Annotated in this window: 16 protein-coding genes; 4 read left to right on the forward strand and 12 right to left on the reverse strand. The window is 53.7% G+C overall.

From position 1 onward, the window contains the following. Positions 1-252 precede the first annotated feature (252 nt). A complete protein-coding gene (locus DI44_RS16285; RefSeq protein ID WP_011232864.1) occupies positions 253-1,431 on the reverse strand; it encodes an acetyl-CoA C-acetyltransferase in 1,179 nt (392 codons plus the stop codon). Positions 1,432-1,587: 156 nt separating this feature from the next. Then, complete coding sequence (locus DI44_RS16280) at positions 1,588-3,684, reverse strand: (Fe-S)-binding protein (RefSeq protein ID WP_014196973.1); 2,097 nt, start codon at positions 3,682-3,684, stop codon at positions 1,588-1,590. A gap of 336 nt (positions 3,685-4,020) precedes the next feature. On the opposite strand from DI44_RS16280, the gene cls reads away from it, so the two are divergent. Continuing rightward, positions 4,021-5,211: a cardiolipin synthase gene (cls, locus tag DI44_RS16275; protein WP_011232866.1), complete on the forward strand. Its 1,191-nt coding sequence runs from the start codon at positions 4,021-4,023 to the stop codon at positions 5,209-5,211. Between the two features lie 129 nt (positions 5,212-5,340). Here cls and DI44_RS0116825 read toward each other — a convergent pair whose 3' ends face one another. The 6 genes from DI44_RS0116825 to speE all read right to left on the reverse strand — a co-directional run bounded on the left by DI44_RS0116825 (position 5,341) and on the right by speE (position 10,171). After that, positions 5,341-5,508 (reverse strand): DUF1427 family protein, encoded by a 168-nt coding sequence (locus DI44_RS0116825; protein ID WP_013146634.1) that lies wholly within the window; start codon positions 5,506-5,508, stop codon positions 5,341-5,343. Between the two features lie 74 nt (positions 5,509-5,582). Beyond that, complete coding sequence (gene argS, locus DI44_RS16270) at positions 5,583-7,256, reverse strand: arginine--tRNA ligase (RefSeq protein ID WP_011232868.1); 1,674 nt, start codon at positions 7,254-7,256, stop codon at positions 5,583-5,585. 3 nt (positions 7,257-7,259) lie between these two features. Next, the gene (locus DI44_RS16265) at positions 7,260-7,691 is read right to left on the reverse strand and encodes a DUF1934 domain-containing protein (RefSeq protein WP_014196975.1); all 432 of its coding nucleotides are present in this window, start codon (positions 7,689-7,691) and stop codon (positions 7,260-7,262) included. Positions 7,692-7,945: 254 nt separating this feature from the next. Beyond that, positions 7,946-8,323 carry a hypothetical protein gene (locus DI44_RS16260; protein WP_011232870.1) on the reverse strand — a complete coding sequence of 126 codons (378 nt, stop codon included), beginning with the start codon at positions 8,321-8,323 and terminating at the stop codon, positions 7,946-7,948. 131 nt (positions 8,324-8,454) lie between these two features. Further along, positions 8,455-9,330 carry an agmatinase gene (speB, locus tag DI44_RS16255; RefSeq protein WP_014196976.1) on the reverse strand — a complete coding sequence of 292 codons (876 nt, stop codon included), beginning with the start codon at positions 9,328-9,330 and terminating at the stop codon, positions 8,455-8,457. 13 nt (positions 9,331-9,343) lie between these two features. Then, positions 9,344-10,171, reverse strand: a complete 828-nt coding sequence (gene speE / locus DI44_RS16250) for a polyamine aminopropyltransferase (protein WP_014196977.1) — start codon at positions 10,169-10,171, stop codon at positions 9,344-9,346. Between the two features lie 256 nt (positions 10,172-10,427). On the opposite strand from speE, the gene DI44_RS16245 reads away from it, so the two are divergent. Then, on the forward strand, positions 10,428-12,473 hold the full coding sequence (locus DI44_RS16245; protein WP_014196978.1) for a PBP1A family penicillin-binding protein: 2,046 nt from the start codon (positions 10,428-10,430) through the stop codon (positions 12,471-12,473). Between the two features lie 131 nt (positions 12,474-12,604). On the opposite strand, the gene DI44_RS16240 is transcribed toward DI44_RS16245, so the two are convergent. Together DI44_RS16240 and DI44_RS16235 are read right to left on the reverse strand one after the other, a co-directional pair. After that, positions 12,605-13,120: a YwhD family protein gene (locus tag DI44_RS16240; RefSeq protein ID WP_014196979.1), complete on the reverse strand. Its 516-nt coding sequence runs from the start codon at positions 13,118-13,120 to the stop codon at positions 12,605-12,607. Positions 13,121-13,139: 19 nt separating this feature from the next. Then, positions 13,140-13,808 carry a site-2 protease family protein gene (locus tag DI44_RS16235; RefSeq protein WP_014196980.1) on the reverse strand — a complete coding sequence of 223 codons (669 nt, stop codon included), beginning with the start codon at positions 13,806-13,808 and terminating at the stop codon, positions 13,140-13,142. Positions 13,809-13,938: 130 nt separating this feature from the next. Between DI44_RS16235 and DI44_RS16230 the strand changes: the two genes are divergently transcribed. Together DI44_RS16230 and DI44_RS16225 are read left to right on the forward strand one after the other, a co-directional pair. After that, on the forward strand, positions 13,939-14,127 hold the full coding sequence (locus DI44_RS16230) for a 2-hydroxymuconate tautomerase (protein ID WP_014196981.1): 189 nt from the start codon (positions 13,939-13,941) through the stop codon (positions 14,125-14,127). Positions 14,128-14,230: 103 nt separating this feature from the next. After that, positions 14,231-15,532: an NCS2 family permease gene (locus tag DI44_RS16225; protein WP_021321333.1), complete on the forward strand. Its 1,302-nt coding sequence runs from the start codon at positions 14,231-14,233 to the stop codon at positions 15,530-15,532. 183 nt (positions 15,533-15,715) lie between these two features. On the opposite strand, the gene DI44_RS16220 is transcribed toward DI44_RS16225, so the two are convergent. Beyond that, a complete protein-coding gene (locus tag DI44_RS16220; RefSeq protein ID WP_021321331.1) occupies positions 15,716-16,234 on the reverse strand; it encodes a YwgA family protein in 519 nt (172 codons plus the stop codon). 13 nt (positions 16,235-16,247) lie between these two features. Beyond that, a complete protein-coding gene (locus tag DI44_RS16215; RefSeq protein WP_021321330.1) occupies positions 16,248-17,546 on the reverse strand; it encodes an HD domain-containing protein in 1,299 nt (432 codons plus the stop codon). Positions 17,547-17,605 lie beyond the last annotated feature (59 nt).

Genomic DNA, 17,605 nt, shown 5'->3' on the forward strand with positions numbered 1-17,605 from the left:
AGCAGCCAACGGCAACCGGTCTTTGCATCGTCATCACAACAACCCCTGCTGTCAACCGTTGATACCGCGGCTGTTGCGGCAATGAGCAACGTGCCGCACGTTGCGGCAGAGACAGCGGCGGCATGCCGCACCATATGGCGCGATGCCTCATGACGCAACGCTTGGGGCAGACGGTCACACGCCGCATCCTATGCCTTGGCGCAACACTGGAAGGCGACGGCGGCATGCCGCTTGCCCGCCGCGCCCCGCTCGTTATACCTCGACCAAGATGGCGTCGCCTTGGCCGCCGCCGCTGCAGATGGCGGCGATGCCGAGGCCGCCGCCGCGGCGTTTCAGCTCATAAATGAGCGTGAGGATGATGCGTGCGCCGCTCGCGCCGATCGGGTGGCCGAGGGCGACAGCGCCGCCGTTGACGTTCACTTTTTCCGGGTCAAGGCCGGCGATTTGGATCGCAGCAAGAGCAACAGCGGCAAACGCTTCGTTTATTTCGAACAAGGCAATGTCGTCGACCGTTTTTCCCGTTTTGCGGAGCAGCTCGTTGATGACAAGTCCCGGCGTTTTTGGGAAATCTTTCGCCTCAACGGCGATGGCGGTGTGGGCGACAACAGTCGCGAGCGGCTCAAGCCCCTCGCGGGCGGCGCGCTCCTCGCTCATCAAGACGAGCGCCGCGGCGCCGTCGTTGACGCCCGGGGCGTTGCCGGCAGTGATCGTTCCTTCCGGGTCAAACACCGGCGGCAGTTTCGCCAACGCTTCAAGCGACGTGTCTTTGCGCGGCGCCTCGTCGTGTTCGACGACAAGCGGCTCTCCTTTGCGCTGCGGAATCGTCACCGGAACGATCTCTTCCGCGAGCCGACCGGCTTCGATGGCGGCAATGGCTCGCATATGGCTGCGGTACGCCCACTCATCCTGCGCCTCGCGTGTAATGCCAAGTTCACGCGCTGTATTCCCGCCATAAACGCCCATATGGACGCCGGTAAAACTGCATGTCAAGCCATCATACACCATTAAATCCTTCACCGTGCTGTCGCCCATTCGCAACCCCCAGCGCGCTTTCGGCAGCACGTACGGGGCGTTGCTCATCGATTCCATCCCGCCCGCGACAACGACATCGGCGTCGCCTAAGCGGATGAGCTGATCCGCGAGCGTCACGGCGCGCATGCCCGATGCGCATACTTTATTGACCGTCTCGGTGCGAACATGCCACGGAATGCCGGCATGGCGCATCGCCTGCCGTGATGGGAGCTGTCCTTGTCCGCCTTGCAAGACGGTGCCTAAAATGACATGATCGACTTGTTCCACGCTCACATCCGCGCGGGCAAGCGCTTCTTTCACGGCAATGCCGCCGAGTTCTGACGCTGACAGCGCTTGCAAAGAACCGCCGAGTTTTCCGAACGGGGTGCGCGCCCCGCTGACAATCACTGTTTTTCCCATATTCCTCTCCCCTTTTCATCGGATAAGAAAGCGATTACAAAACACAGACTGAACGCTCGCTCGGTCGTGGTGCGAAAGAGAAGGTGTACGATCATACACCTTCTCTTTCATTATACTTATTATTTTAAAAAATAGAAATTGTCTTCGCAACTATTTTTACGACGCCGCTTCTTCTTTTTCTTCACCAAATACTGATTTTGCCAAAATCTCGGCGACATCGTACGTAAAGACGCGGTCTTCCACTTCCTTGGCCTTCGTGCCGTCTGACAACATGGTCAGACAGTACGGACAGCCGGAGCTGATGACCGTCGGATTGACAGCGAGCGCTTGCTCAGTGCGGGCGACGTTGATCCGGTTGCCGGTCGTCTCCTCCATCCACATGAGGCCGCCGCCGGCGCCGCAACACATGGCGCGTTCGCGGTTGCGCTCCATTTCGACAAGCTCGACGCCCGGGATAGCGCGCAAAATTTTCCGCGGCGCGTCATAGACGTCATTGTAGCGTCCTAAATAGCACGAGTCATGGAACGTAATGCGTTCATTCACTGGATGTTTCGGCACGAGCCGCCCTTCTTCGATGAGCTTGGCGAGCAGCTCGGTATGATGATACACTTCGGCCTCGAACCCAAAATCCGGGTATTCATTTTTGAACGTATTGTAAGCGTGCGGGTCGATCGTCACGATTTTCTTGACGCCCGCTTTTTCAAATTCCGCGATGTTGTTCGTCGCTAATTCTTGGAACAAAAACTCATTTCCTAACCGGCGCGGCGTATCGCCCGAGTTTTTCTCCTTGTTGCCTAAAATCGCAAACTTGACGCCCGCTTCGTTCAGCAGTTTGGCAAACGCAAGGGCGATTTTTTGGCTCCGGCTGTCATACGACCCCATCGAGCCGACCCAGAACAAGTACTCGATTTCCTCTCCCGCTTTCGCTGCCTCTTTGACGGTCGGCACATGCACATCATCGCGCAGCTCGCGCCAGTTCTCCCGCTCTTTTCGGTTCAAGCCCCACGGATTGCCTTGGCGTTCGATGTTCGTCATCGCCCGCTGCGCGTCCGGGTTCATCCGTCCTTCCGTCAGGACAAGATAGCGGCGCAAGTCGATGATTTTATCGACATGCTCATTCATGACCGGGCATTGGTCCTCACAGTTGCGGCACGTCGTACAGGCCCAAATCTCTTCTTCGGTGATGACATCGCCGATTAAGCTTGGCATTTCGATCGTCGCCGCCTGCTCCGACGCCGCGGCGAACGCGAGCTGATTGCCCCTTGTATGTTTGAAAGCGAACGCGGGCACCCACGGCGTGCGTGACGTGACGACCGCCCCTTTCTCCGTCAAATGGTCGCGCAATTTTAAAATCAAATCCATTGGCGACAACATTTTCCCCGTGCCGGTCGCCGGACACATGCTTGTGCAGCGGCCGCATTCGACACAGGCATACAAGTCGATCAATTGCTTTTGCGTGAAATCCTCAATTTTGCCGACGCCAAACGATTCTTGGCTTTCGTCTTCAAAATGGATCGGCGCAAGCTTCGGCCGCGTCAGCCGGCTGAAAAAGACGTTGATCGGCGCAGCGATCAAATGGGCGTGCTTTGATTGCGGCACGTACACGAGGAACGTGAGCAAAATCAACAGATGCACCCACCAGGCGATAAAGAAGAGCACCGCAGCCCCCGTTTCGCCGACCCAGGAAAACGCGGCAGCAATAAGCGAGGCGACCGGCTCGCTCCATGTCGCTTCTTCGCCGTGCCAAATGATGCTCATCCCGTTGCCGAACAACACCGACAGCATGAGCCCGGCGATGAAGATGAGGACAAGCCCAGCTTTCAAGTCGCGCTTTAAACGGACGAGCTTTTCAATGTAACGGCGGTAAAAGGCGGCGAGCACCGCGATCAAAATAAGCAAGGTGACGATTTCTTGGAAAAACGTAAATCCCGCATACAGCGGCCCAAGCGGCAAATGCGCCCCCGGCGCAAGCCCTTTGATGATGAAATCAATCGCGCCAAATTGGACGAGAATAAAGCCATAGAAAAAGACGACGTGGATCAGTCCGCTTTTTTTGTCCTTGAGCAGCTTTTTCTGGCCGAACACGTTGACCCAGATGTTTCGCAGCCGCTCTTTTACTTTGTGGTCAAACTCGAATTTTTTGCCGAGTTTGATGTACATCGCCCGCGTTTTTACGACATATGCAAACAAGTAAATTGCGTAAGCGGTTACAAGCAAAAACGCGAGCCAGTTCACCACCAACAAGGCATTCATCTTCTCTCCCCTTCCCCCGTTTTTCGAGCGAATGTGTTGCCATAACAAAAGAAATTTTCAGAATTCGCTTTATGTCTATTGTACAAATGAATGAGCATTCAGTCAATAGCCTTTTTTTCATCCCAGCCGCGAAAACTTTCCCTTTGCAACGGAGCGGTCGCGGGGGAATCATCGATTTGTTCAGCCCTCTATAGACTCCCATGACGAAAAAAATTCATCAATATGGAAATTTTATTCATTTGGAGTTTGGGTATGTTCACGGTAGATGCAATTTGAAACGTTTTGCGCGTTCTCGGGCACATTAATAAATACCGAATCGACATAGGAGGAGAAGATATGGTCGTCATTTCCGTCATTGCCATCGTATTGCTGCTCGTTTATCTTGATGACAAGCTTGGACAGTTCATCTTCCGCAATGGGCGCAAAAAAGTCGTCTACCCGGAGCGGAGAAGCGATATTTCCCTCTATATCAACGGCAGGCATTTATTTTCTGATTACTTCGCTGAACTAGGCCGCGCCCGCGATCATATTCACGTCTTGTTTTACATTATAAAAAATGACGAAACGAGCGCGCCATTTTTCCAGATTTTAAAGGAAAAAGCAGCTGCCGGCGTGAAAGTGCGAGTGTTGACCGATTGGATCGGCAGCTTTGGACTGCCGAAAGCGCTCATCCGTTCGCTCGAGGAAAGCGGGGTGGAGTTCGCCTATGCCCGAAAGCCGCGCTTTCCGTTTTTCATTTACCGCCTCAACCGCCGCAACCATCGGAAAATTACGGTCATCGACGGTCGGGTCGGCTACATCGGCGGCTTTAACATCGGCCGTGAATACAACGGAAAAGACGCCAACTTCGGCGAATGGCGCGATTACCACTTAAAAGTGAACGGCGAAGGGGTTCACGACTTGCAAGAACAGTTTTTGCACGACTGGGAAGAAGCAACGGGCCGGACGGTGCCTGACAAACATCGCTACTTCCCGCCGCTTTCGGCCGGCGCCATTCGCCATCAGCTCGTCGCCACCAACGGCGCTGCCCTTGAAGAACAGTTTATCGAGGTCATCCGCCAGGCGAAAAAAGAAATTATGATCGGCAGCCCATACTTCATCCCAAGCCGGCCGCTGTTTAACGAGCTCATGCAAGCGCTTCGGCGCGGGGTGCGTGTGACCGTCCTTGTGCCGCTGAAGGCGGACCATTTATTTGTCAAAGAGGCTGCCTATCCGTACTTTTATCGACTCTTGAAAGCCGGCGCGCGCATTTACCGCTTTTACCAAGGATTTTACCATGCAAAAACGCTCGTCATCGATGAGGAGTGGTGCGACGTCGGCACAGCAAATTTCGATCGGCGCAGCTTGTTTTTAAACAGCGAAATCAACTGCTATGTGTTTGACCGCGCGTTTACCCGCCTCGTCAAACGGGCGATCGAGCGCGATTTGTTGCGCGCCGAGCCGCTGACGGTCGACTTTTGGCAAAAACGTTCGCTTCTTGACCGCGGCAAACAGTCGATTTCCCAGCTCATCTCCGCCTGGCTTTGACCGGTCTGAAGTTCCATTTCCCTCCCAAGCAACAGAAGAAGCAAAAAAACCCGGCCGGCGCTTCCGGCGGCTTGATGCTGCCAAAATTGCGCCAACCGGGTTTTGTTCCCCGTTTGATCATGCAAGTGCTTACTTCCAAAACACCGTGAACCATTGAAACAACCGCATGCCGAGATACACCCCGACGATGCCGGCGATGCCGGCCAACGCCGGGGGAGCGGGAATCGGCAACCGAAGCAAGGTGAACAAAAAGCCGACAACGATGCCGGTGATGAGCGATAGTACAACTTCTTTCATTTGTTGATCCTCCACCACTGTTTTTCTTTAGAATGCCCAAACAAAAGAGGGAGCAGTCGCTCCCCCTCGTTCGTTTACATTTGTTCCGGCGCTGAAACGCCAATGAGCGCTAACGCATTTTGCAGCGTAATTTGCACCGCCTTGACAAGCGCGAGGCGGGCTTTTGTTTTTTCGATGTTGTCCAGATCAAGCACTTTTTCCGCGTTATAAAAGCTATGGAGCGCGGAAGCCAAATCGAATGCATAGGCGGTGACGCGATGCGGCATCCGCTTGAGCGCCGCCTCGGCGACGACATCGGGGAAATCGCCGAGCACTTTGAGCAGCTCGATTTCCTTTTCCGTTTCCACAAGATGGTGAAGCGCTAAGTCGCCGTCATAGGAAATGTGTTGTTCCTCCGCTTGGCGAAGAATGCTCGAAACGCGGGCGTGCGCGTATTGGACGTAGTAAACCGGGTTTTCATTCGACTGCGACACGGCCAAGTCCATGTCAAAATCCAAATGCGTATCGCCCGAGCGCATCGCAAAGAAATAGCGGACGGCATCGACGCCGACTTCTTCCATGAGCTCGCGCATCGTCACCGCCTTGCCGGTGCGCTTGCTCATTTTGACGCGCTCACCGTTTTGGTATAGGTTCACCATTTGAATGATTTCCACTTCAAGCGCCTCCGGATCATAACCGAGCGCAGCGATCGCCGCCTTCATGCGCGGAATGTAGCCGTGGTGGTCCGCCCCCCAAATGTTGATGAGCTTTTTGAACCCGCGCCGCAGCTTGTCTTGATGGTAGGCGATGTCCGGAAGCAAGTACGTATATGTGCCGTCCTGCTTAATTAAGACGCGGTCTTTGTCGTCCCCAAACGCCGTCGAACGGAACCATGTCGCCCCGTCCTGCTCGTAAATATAGCCGCGCTCGCGCAAAGTGGAAAGCGCTTCGTCGATTTTTCCGCTTTCATAGAGCGATGTTTCCGAATACCAGACGTCAAACGGCACACGGAAGTCGGCCAAGTCTTTTTTGATTTTTTCAAGCTCATAGCGGAGCCCATAGTCGCGGAAAAAGGCAAGCCTTTCTTCTTCCTCCATTTCGACAAACCGGTCGCCGTACTCTTCGGCAAGCTTTTTGCCGATTTCGACGATATCGTCGCCGTAATAGCCGTCCTCCGGCAACGGCATATCGACACCGAGCGCCTGAAAATAACGGGCTTCGACCGATTTCGCTAAATTGTAAATTTGCTTGCCGGCGTCATTAATATAGTATTCACGCGTCACGTCAAACCCGGCTTTCGCCAAAATGTTGCAAAGCGAATCGCCGACCGCCGCGCCGCGGGCATGACCTAAATGCAGGTCTCCGGTTGGATTGGCCGAGACGAACTCGACTTGCACTTTTTCCCCGTTGCCGACGTTCGATTCGCCATACGCTTGTCCCGCCTGCAAAATCGCCGGCACGACCGCCGTCAAATAGCGGTTGTCCATGTAAAAGTTAATAAACCCCGGCCCGGCGATCTCGATGCGGGCGACCGACATGCGTTCGCGGTCAAGCTGCCCGACGATGGCTTCGGCGATCGCCCGCGGCGGTTTTTTCGCGATGCGGGCGAGCTGCATGGCGATGTTCGTCGAGTAGTCGCCATGCGCCTTGTCGCGCGGCACCTCAAGCAGCACATCCGGCAGCTCGTCGGCCGAAGCCAGCCCTGCTCTTACCGCCGCCTGGCGGATTTCTTCTTTCATCTTTTCCTTGATTTGTCCGACAATGTTCACCGCTTATACCCCCTTAAATGTCAACGTCAACGTATGGCGCCCGCTTCGCTCATCGCCTAGCATCAGTTCATAGGAAAGAAAAAGCCGCCCCTTTTTCCGCTGCTCATCATAGTGAAACTCCATGGAGCTCGTTTTGGCCGCCAGCGCCCATCGTCCAAACGCTGTCCCATAATGGCCCGGCGTTTCTTGCCGGCGGCGGAACGTTTGCCGCATCTCGACCGCTCCGGAGCGAAGGATGGTCACCTCGTCAGGCGCGATTTTCACAATGTTGTTCACCCGCCCGAGTTCGTTTTCTTCGGCAAACTGCAAATAAACGGTTTCCCCTTTTATGTAATACGTGCCATCCGCCTCAAGCACAACCGTCTCTTGGCGCGGACCGTCGCGAATGACAGCCACTTGGCGGAGGCGCGCCGGGATGCCGTTTGTTTCCTTCATATCGATGAACACACCTTTGCGAACAAACAGTCATAATTTATAGTATAATGAACTGTTTCGCTCCATTCAAGAGGGGACAAACCCGATGGCAGATTTCCGCTCCAGTGGGCAAAAAAAGGGGCTGACCCAAAAGGTTGTTTTTCCTTAAACAAAACACAACATATCGTTTCTTAATGATTGTTTTATACCTACATACGGTAATAAGAAAAGGTGTCCCGATCCTTTTGGGACACCCTCTTTGTTCCATCGGTATTTTATGATGACGCCCGAACATTTTTTAACACGTTAATAGCAAAAAGAATGACACCTATCACGACGAGCACCCCGCCAATCGCTGTCACCGGCACGAACGCTTCGTTGCCGTAAACGACGAAAATGAGACCGATCATCATGACCGGCAGGCCGATATTGTGCAGCCAGAAATGCACTTTCGCCCATTTCGTCGCCGCCGCTTGTGGAAATAAATGATAGATGATGCCAGCAAGCGTCAAGGCCGTCCAGCCAAGCAAGTTGATATGGACATGGACCGGGGTCAGCGCAAACGAATGGGTCATCGACATGCCAAGCCCCATACAGACGCCAATGACAAAGTACACAACGGAAATTTTGATCAGCTTCACGCCCATCTTCATTCCCCCTCTCCTTTTTCTGTAAATACATTACATATTATTACGCTCCGTACGCTCATATTCCTGCATCTTTTGTCCCACCAAAGAAAAAAGCGCCCTCGCAAACTTGCGATTTAGGCGCTTTTTCTCATTTTTCACTTCGCCACCCAGCCAAGCAGCATTTCTCTCACAAGCTTGCTCGCCGTATTGGCCGTTTGTTCGGAATGGTCGTAAATCGGTGCGACTTCCACCAAATCGGCGCCAACGACTCGCACGTCGGAGCGGGCGATCTCGTGAATGGCCGAAAGCAGCTCTTTTGACGTAATGCCGCCGGCATCGACCGTCCCAGTGCCTGGGGCATGAGCGGGATCAAGCACATCGATGTCAATCGTCACATACACCGGACGGCCAGCGAGCTTCGGCAACACGGAGCGGAGCGGTTCAAGCACCTCAAACTTGGCGATGTACATGCCGTTTTCTTTCGCCCATTCGAACTCTTCCTTCATGCCGGAGCGGATGCCGAACGAAAAGACATTCGTCGGGCCGATCAGGTCAGCGACCTTGCGGATCGGCGTCGCATGCGACAGCGGCTCGCCTTCGTAATGTTCGCGCAAGTCCGTGTGCGCATCCATATGAATGACGGCCAAATCCGGGTAGTATTCATACACCGCTTTCATGACCGGCCAGGAGACAAGATGCTCGCCGCCAAGGCCGAGCGGAAATTTGCCGGCGTCAAGCACCTTTTTCACGAACTGTTCAATCAGCTCCAAACTGCGGGCCGCATTGCCAAATGGCAGCGGAATGTCCCCAGCGTCAAAGTAGCGGATGTCTTTGAGTTCGCGGTCCAAATATGGGCTGTACTCCTCAAGCCCGATCGACACTTCGCGGATGCGGGCCGGGCCAAACCGTGAGCCAGGCCGGTAGCTGACCGTCCAGTCCATCGGCATCCCGTAAATGACGGCTTCGCTTTCTTCAAAATTCGGATGGCTGCCGATAAACACGTTGCCCGAATAGGCTTCATCAAATCGCATTGCCTGCGCCCCCTTACTTCGTTAAATCCGCGACAAATTTCGGCAAGACAAAACACGCTTTATGCAGCTCTTTCGTGTAATATTTCGTCTCAATGTCATGGAATCGGTCGTCGCTCACAGCGAGCGGGTCGTATTTTTTCGAGCCGAGCGTAAACGTCCAGAGCCCGCTCGGATACGTCGGAATGTTCGCCGTATACAAACGGGTGATCGGGAAAATTTCTTTCACATCGCGGTATACGTTGCGAATCAAATCGGCCTTAAACCACGGATTGTCCGTTTGGGCGACGAAAATGCCGTCTTCCTTCAACGCGTTGGCGATGCCGGCGTAAAACCCTTTTGTGAACAAGTTGACCGCTGGGCCGACCGGTTCGGTTGAGTCAACCATAATGACGTCATACTCGTTTTCGCTTTTGGCGATATGCATAAACCCGTCATCGACTTTCACTTCGACGCGCGGATCATCGAGTTTGCCGGCAATCTCCGGCAAGTAGGTTTTCGAGCACTCGATCACTTTGCCGTCAATTTCGACAAGCGTCGCTTTTTTGACGCTTGGGTGCTTCAGCACTTCACGAATGACGCCGCCGTCGCCGCCGCCGACGACAAGCACGTTTTCCGGATTGGGGTGGGTGAACAGCGGCACATGGGCGACCATTTCATGATAGACGAACTCGTCTTTTTGTGTTGTCATGACCATGCCGTCTAGAATGAGCATGTTGCCAAACTCCGCCGTTTCGACCATATCGAGCTTTTGGAACGGCGTCTGTTCTGTATGTAAAGTGCGGATGATGCGTGCGGTGATGCCAAAATGCTCCGTTTGCTTTTCGGTAAACCAAAGTTCCATCGGTAACATCCTTTCTCCGAGCGTTGCTTACTATACAAGTTTTCCTTAGCCAACGAAAAACTAAACATGAAAAAGTATAGAGCAATCTAGCAAAAATGCAAGAGGAACAAGTTTAAAATAAAAAATTTTTTTTCATACTGGTAAGAAAAAGCGGAAAACCTCGCTGGCGAAGCCTTGACAAAAGCAAGGCGGCGCATTCAGCCGGGCGTCCGCCCGCATGTCTAAAACAACGCCAAAACCGTTGAGGTGATGCGCAATGGAACCGATCCCGGGCAGCCGTTTTCGCGGCACGTGGAAATATGTGCGCGCCGCCGTCTTTATCGGCTTTTTTCTCGTCATCTTTGCCTTCGCCGCTCTCGGGAGCTTTGTGTTGTTCGCGAAAATCGAAGGCGCCCCGCCGGTCGCCGTGCCGCAGACGACGATTTTTTATGCCGCTGACGGCAGCAAAATCGGGGAAAGCGACCATGGTCAAAAACGCTATTGGGTTCGGCTCAAAGACATGTCCCCGCACATCATCGAAGCGACGATCGCCGTTGAAGACCGGAAGTTTTACGAACATCACGGGTTTGATTTGAAGCGAATCGCCGCCGCCATCATTGCGAATGTCGAGGCGATGGCAAAAGTCGAAGGGGCGAGCACGATCACCCAGCAGTATGCGCGCAACTTGTTTTTGACGCATGAAAAAACGTGGTCGCGAAAAATCCAGGAAGCGTTGTACACCATCCGGCTTGAAGCCAACTACAGCAAAGATCAAATTTTGGAAGGCTATTTGAATACGATTTACTACGGCCATGGCGCCTACGGGATTGAGGCGGCAGCCCGCTACTATTTCGGCAAGCACGCGAGCGAGCTGACGCTCAGCGAGGCAGCCATGCTCGCCGGCATTCCGAAAGGGCCGTATTACTACTCGCCGTTTGTCAATGAACAGCGGGCGAAAGCGCGGCAAAAAATCGTGCTCACCTCCATGGTGGAAGCCGGCTACATCAGCCGCCAAGAAGCGGAGCAGGCGTACCGCGACAAACTCGTCTACGCCCGGCACCACAAACAAGAGCAGCCGATCGCTCCGTATTTTCAAGATGTCGTCAAACAGCAGTTGCGCACGAAACTCGGCCTGGATGAGCGGACGATCGAGCTTGGGGGGCTGCGCGTCTATACGACGCTGGATCCGCGTCTGCAACGGATTGCCGAAGAGCAAATCCGTCGCATCATCGACCCGCACTCCGCCATTCAAGCGGCGCTTGTGTCGATGGATCCACGCACCGGGGAAGTAAAGGCGCTCGTCGGCGGACGCAACTACGAAGAGAGCCCATTCAACCGGGCCGTGCAGGCGGAACGCCAGCCAGGGTCGACATTTAAGCCGTTTTTGTATTACGCGGCGATCGAGCAAGGATTCACCCCATCGACCCAACTGCGCAGCGAGCTGACGACATTTACGTTTAACGGCGGCCGATCGTCGTACACCCCCCATAATTACAATGACTACTATGCCAACGGCCCGATCACGCTCGCCGAGGCGCTCGCCGTATCCGACAACGTCTTTGCGGTGAAAACGCTCCAGTTCATCGGCGCCGACAAACTCGTCGACACAGCGAAAGCGCTCGGCATCACAAGCAGATTGAAAGCAGTGCCGTCGTTGGCGCTCGGCACCTCGCCCGTGAAAGTGATCGACATGGTGGCCGCGTACAGCACGCTGGCCAACTACGGCAAACAAACCGAACCGGTGTTTATTCAAAAAGTCGTGGATGCAAACGGAAACGTGCTATATGAACATAAGCCGGAGAGCCGGCAAGTGCTCGACCGCGACGCGGCGTTTGTGACGACCCATTTAATGACCGGGATGTTCGACCCGAAGTTAAACGGCTATACAACCGTCACCGGGCAGTCAATCATCGATGACATCACGCGTCCGTACGCCGGCAAGTCGGGAACGACGAAAACGGACAGTTGGATGATCGGGTTCGCCCCGCAACTAGTCGCCGGCGTCTGGACCGGCTACGATCGCGGAGAAACGATGGATCGTCCTGCGGAAAGGCAATATGCCAAACAAATATGGGTTCACTTTATGGAACAAAGCCTCGCTGGCGAACCGAAAAAATCGTTCAAACCGACCAAAGGCGTCATCGGCGTCTACATCGACCCGCAAAACGGCAAGCTGGCCACCGACTCCTGTCCGGTGAAACGAAAAACGTACTATCTCATCGGTACAGAACCGACCGACTATTGCACCGACCATTTGGAAAAGAAAAAGAAGAAAAAAGAAGACAATCAAAGCTGGTTCGAGAAATGGTTCCCATGGTTTTAAACAAGAAAATCCCCTGCGTGCATACGCAGGGGATTTTCTTGTCCTAGTTTTCCTGTGTTATACATGTAGATTTAGTTTATCCTTTTTTTCAAACAAGAACAAGCCCTTGCCCATATCTTTTCACAAAACCGTCACATTTCCACTTCCAAATCTTGTTTCAGCTTGTCGCTCGAACGGTTCCACATCCCGATGTCATGCCCTTTCAAAAAGTCGGCGAGCACCCGTTTTGATTTCGCGTCCATATGATCGACAATAATGTGCCGCTTTAGCGATTTATCAAGCCGATTCACATGTTCCGGCAATAACTTATAGCCGCGGCGCGCCTCACGGTCGATCGTCATTTCGCACGCCGTCACCCCGGCGTAATACGGGCCGTCCTCGCGTCGTTCAATCGTCACCCAGACGATCCAATACGGCTTGCCGTTTGGCACGGCGGAACGGTCGGGCAAAAACTTGATGCCGCGCTCGACGGCGCTGCGCGCATGCATCGCCCCCATATCGACGAACGCTTCGCCCGCTTCGACGTCAATGATGACCGGCGAAACGTTTTCTAAGCTCAACGCCCCGGCGCCAAAGCCGCGGTGCCCGTCGGTCGGATCGTCTTTGATGATATTAAAGCCGATGTTTTTTTTCTTTTTTTGCTCCATTCCGCTTGTTCCTCCTTCCTTACATAAACAAATTGGCGACCAACGACTGCAAGTTTTCCAATACAAACGGCAGCGCCACTTGAAACACCGGCTCAATCGTATAGCGGTCAAGCGGCGTGAGCACAAGGATGAGAAAAATGAGCGCCCCGTAGCTTTCCCATTGCGTCATTTTCGCCCGCAGCCCATCCGGGGCCAAGTCTTCAATAATACGATACCCATCAAGCGGCGGAAACGGCAATAAATTAAACAAAAACAAGACAGCGTTCAAGCTGATAAAAATTTGGAAAAACAGATCAAACCCGGCCGCAAACCAATCTGGCAGCGCCCGCATGAGGCCGAAATCGATCATCGCGTACCAAATGACAAATCCAAGCGCGGCAAGCACGAGGTTGCTCAGCGGTCCGGCAACCGACACGAGAATGCCGGCAAGGCGCGGATTTTTGAAATAAAAGCGATTGACTGGCACCGGGCGCGCCCAGCCAAACCCTGCGAGAAAGATAAGCAGGGTGCCAAGCAAATCCAAATGGGCAAACGGTGATAACGTCAGCCGCCCTTGATTTTTCGCCGTCGGATCGCCGAACTTGTAAGCAACGTAGGCATGGGCGAACTCATGCACGGAAAATGCTAACGCCAGCGTCAAGAGCACGTACGGAATTTCACTTAACGAATACGGCAAAATTCGATCCACTTCATAAACTCCTTTTCCCTATATTCACTATCTTTAGTATACATGATTAGCAGAAAAAAGTGGACTGAACTTCCTCATCCCGTGGTATAATAAGCGCGACAGCACTCGACAATGAAATGGGGGGACAACCGTGCCGTACGTAACGATCAAAATGCTCGCCGGCCGCACGGATGAACAGAAGAAAGCGCTTGTTGAAAAAGTGACGGACGCCGTCGTCGAGACGACAGGGGCGAAACGGGAGAGCGTTGTCGTATTCATTGAAGAAATGACGAAAGACCATTATGCGATCGCCGGAAAACGGCTGAGCGACACAGAGTGACACAAGAGCGGGGGCGCATGAAGCGCTCCCGTTGCATTTTTAGGAAAAAACGAATATTATTTATAATGGTTTCTGACATTGTTCGTTTTTTAGGAGGTGGCCCATGATTCGTTTCGCAGAGAAACAGACTGACCGCAAAACGGAATTTCTCGCTGGCCTGACGACTTTTTTCACCATGGTGTACATCATCGTCGTCAATCCGGTCATCTTATCAGATGCCGGCGTCCCGTTTGAACAGGCGTTCACCGCCACCGTCATCGCGACCGTCGTCGGCACGCTATGGATGGCCATCTTTGCCAACTATCCGATCGCCATCGCGCCCGGCATGGGGCTGAACGCCTATTTCGCCTATTCCGTCGTCGGCTCGCACGGCGGCATTTCGTACGAAACCGCGTTTTCCGCCGTGTTTGTGGCAGGAATGTTGTTTTTGCTGCTGTCGCTCACCCCGCTCCGCAGCAAGCTGATCGAAGTGATCCCCGACAGCTTAAAACACGGCATCACCGCTGGCATCGGGCTGTTTATCGCCTTTATCGGCCTGCGGCTGACCGGAATCATCCAAGCCCATCCGCAAAATTTGGTCGCGCTTGGCGACTTGCATGCCCCGTCGGCCGTGTTGACGCTCATCGGCCTGGCGGTGACGCTCATTCTGATGATGCGCGGCGTCAACGGCGCCCTGTTTTACGGCATGGTCGTCACCGGCATCATCGCCTATGCGACCGGGCAACTTCACTTTGACAAAGGCATCGTCTCGCTGCCGTCGCTGCCAGAAGGGCTGATCATTACCAATCCATTCGCGGCCATCGGGGACGTCATCGGCCATAGTTTGTACGCGGTCGTCTTCTCCTTTTTGCTCGTCACACTCTTTGATACGACCGGCACAATGATCGGCGTCGCCCAGCAAGCCGGACTGATGAAAGGGAACACGCTGCCGCGCGCCCGCGAGGCGCTGTTGGCAGACTCGGTCGCGACGACCATCGGCGCCATGTTTGGCACAAGCCCGACATCAGCGTACATCGAGTCATCAACCGGCGTCGCCGCTGGCGGACGCACCGGCTGGACGGCGCTCGCCGTCGCTGTCCTGTTTGTCATCGCGGCCTTTTTCAGCCCGCTGGTCGGCGCGGTCGCCGGGTTATCGGCCATCACCGCCCCGGCGCTCATCATCGTCGGGAGCTTGATGATCAGCAATATCGCCCATATTTCGTGGCATCAGCTCGACGAGGCGTTCCCGGCCTTTCTCATCATCTTAAGCATGCCGCTCACCTCCAGCATCGCGACCGGCATCGCGCTCGGCTTCATCTCGTACCCGCTCTTAAAAATCGCCCGCGGCCGCTGGCGCGATGTGCCGTTGCTGCTGTACGTGCTGGCGGTGCTGTTCTTTTTGCAGCTGGCGTTTTTGCCGCATTAACCAAAAAGAAGAAGGAGGTGTCCCAAAAGGATCGGGACACCCTCTTTCGTCTCTATATATACGCACTAACCGCTTCTTTCGCACTATATTTTGTGTCTATCCTGAAGACAGACGGCTTTTTGGGTCAGCCCCTTTTCGTCTATGGCCAACTGATGATACGTTGAAGCAGCTTTTTCCGCCCGCCTACACGCGAGTTTTGTTGTGGCATCGGCTGCGCAGCGCCTCAATGTACGCGTACGCCTCATCGATTTCTTCTTCCGTATAGCGCTGCTTGCTTTTTAACACCGCAATTTTCTCTTTCACTTCGTCTTTCGGCAAATGTTCAAAATAAAGTACGGTGGACACAAGTTCCAAAAAACGGGCATTTTGTTCGTTCATCGCTTGCATGCATTCGGCAAGACCCGGCATGTCCCAGTCATAATGGCGCAAAAACTGTTCGCCCGCTTCGGTCAATGTATAGCGATATTGCATATAACCGCTCTTTTTCTCTTTCACTTCATGCAAAAAGCCGAGCGCGCACAGCTCTTCGATGCGGCATGTCAGCTCTTCCGAATACGGGCCGTAAAAGTGGAAATCGAATTTCTCGTAAAACGGAAAGTCGAGCTTTTTCGCGATGTAGATCATTTTTTGCAGCTTTTTGCGGCCGGCAATTTCCCCGGCGGCCGCCAACGCCTTCATTACTTTCGCATGCTCTGTGAGCACTCTCCGTCATCTCCTAACCCTTTAAAATTTCCATAATCTTTTTCTTCACTGTCCGCTTCGTCGACAAGTCTTCCAGGAAATCAGCTGGGAAATACAGCTTATGGTCGGTGCGCCGTTTCCCGGAAATGGCGTCAACGAGCACCGATTCGCGCGACAGCTCGCGAAGCTCCCCGTTTGGCATCAACAAATAAATCGGCAGGCGTTCGCCTTCTTCTCCCGGCCGATAGAAGTCGTACGGCAAATCGGACGAGGAATCGACAACCAAATAATAGTCCGGGTCAATCCCTGCTTTTTGAAACAAACCGGTCAGCTCAATGAGCTTCGCCATTTGCTCGTTCGTCGGATGGAACTCCGTATATTTGAACAGGCGGCGGCGGACAAACCGCTGGCACAGATCGCTTAAAATCGGATCCCGTTCGTATTGCCATTGCTGGAAGTAAAACAAGATGACTGCCTCATCCAGCGCCAAGTAATCGCCAAGCGGCGCGTTTCCCGCAAAAAACGACAAAAAGTGAACCGGCTTCGTCTGAAAACGATACCCCTCTTCATACAGCTTTTTCGCCCGATGCAAAATTTTCGTCAAAATGACTTCCGCACTGCGCGTCACGGGATGAAAGTACACTTGCCAATACATTTGGTAGCGGCTCATGATGTAATCCTCGACCGCATGCATGCCGCTTCGTTTGATGACGACTTGGTCTTCGCGCGGGCGCATGACGCGCAAAATGCGCTCCATGTCAAAATAGCCGTAGCTGACGCCGGTGTAGTAGGCATCGCGCAACAAATAATCCATCCGGTCGGCGTCAATTTGGCTCGAAATGAGGCTCACAACAAGCTTGTTCGGGTACGTTTTGGCGATCACTTCAGCGACCCTTCGCGGAAAATCGTCATCCACTTGGCGAAGTGCGGCGTTCACTTCTGTATCGCCTAAAATGATGGCCTGTGTAAAATCTTCGTGGTCAAGGCGAAACACTTTTTCAAATGAATGGGAAAACGGGCCGTGCCCTAAATCGTGCAAGAGCGCCGCGCATAGGCAAAGAAGGCGCTCGCTATGATCCCAATGATCGCGGCCGACAAACACGTCGTCAATGATGCGGCGGATGATTTCGTAAACGCCGAGCGAATGGTTAAACCGGCTGTGCTCGGCGCCGTGAAACGTCAAATATGTCGTGCCGAGCTGCTTGATGCGGCGCAGGCGCTGAAATTCTTTTGTGCCGATCAAATCCCAAATCACTTTGTCGCGAACATGTATGTATCGGTGCACCGGATCTTTAAACACTTTTTCTTCGTCAAGCTGCCCGCCGGAATACATCGCATCCTCCTCTTCCGTCTCCAACATACATCTATTATACGCCGTTTCTTTTGGCAAAG

The organism is Geobacillus sp. CAMR5420 (assembly GCF_000691465.1).
Lineage (GTDB): Bacteria > Bacillota > Bacilli > Bacillales > Anoxybacillaceae > Geobacillus > Geobacillus thermoleovorans.

Excerpts from the sequence above, each read along its gene's own strand:
- cls (WP_011232866.1), top strand. The coding sequence starts at position 4,021 with ATGGTCGTCATTTCCGTCATTGCCATCGTATTGCTGCTCGTTTATCTT.
- DI44_RS16265 (WP_014196975.1), bottom strand. The coding sequence starts at position 7,691 with ATGAAGGAAACAAACGGCATCCCGGCGCGCCTCCGCCAAGTGGCTGTC.
- DI44_RS16280 (WP_014196973.1), bottom strand. The coding sequence starts at position 3,684 with ATGAATGCCTTGTTGGTGGTGAACTGGCTCGCGTTTTTGCTTGTAACC.
- DI44_RS16240 (WP_014196979.1), bottom strand. The coding sequence starts at position 13,120 with ATGGAGCAAAAAAAGAAAAAAAACATCGGCTTTAATATCATCAAAGAC.
- DI44_RS16225 (WP_021321333.1), top strand. The coding sequence starts at position 14,231 with ATGATTCGTTTCGCAGAGAAACAGACTGACCGCAAAACGGAATTTCTC.
- speE (WP_014196977.1), bottom strand. The coding sequence starts at position 10,171 with ATGGAACTTTGGTTTACCGAAAAGCAAACGGAGCATTTTGGCATCACC.
- speB (WP_014196976.1), bottom strand. The coding sequence starts at position 9,330 with ATGCGATTTGATGAAGCCTATTCGGGCAACGTGTTTATCGGCAGCCAT.
- DI44_RS0116825 (WP_013146634.1), bottom strand. The coding sequence starts at position 5,508 with ATGAAAGAAGTTGTACTATCGCTCATCACCGGCATCGTTGTCGGCTTT.
- DI44_RS16215 (WP_021321330.1), bottom strand. The coding sequence starts at position 17,546 with ATGTATTCCGGCGGGCAGCTTGACGAAGAAAAAGTGTTTAAAGATCCG.
- DI44_RS16285 (WP_011232864.1), bottom strand. The coding sequence starts at position 1,431 with ATGGGAAAAACAGTGATTGTCAGCGGGGCGCGCACCCCGTTCGGAAAA.
- DI44_RS16245 (WP_014196978.1), top strand. The coding sequence starts at position 10,428 with ATGGAACCGATCCCGGGCAGCCGTTTTCGCGGCACGTGGAAATATGTG.
- DI44_RS16260 (WP_011232870.1), bottom strand. The coding sequence starts at position 8,323 with ATGAAGATGGGCGTGAAGCTGATCAAAATTTCCGTTGTGTACTTTGTC.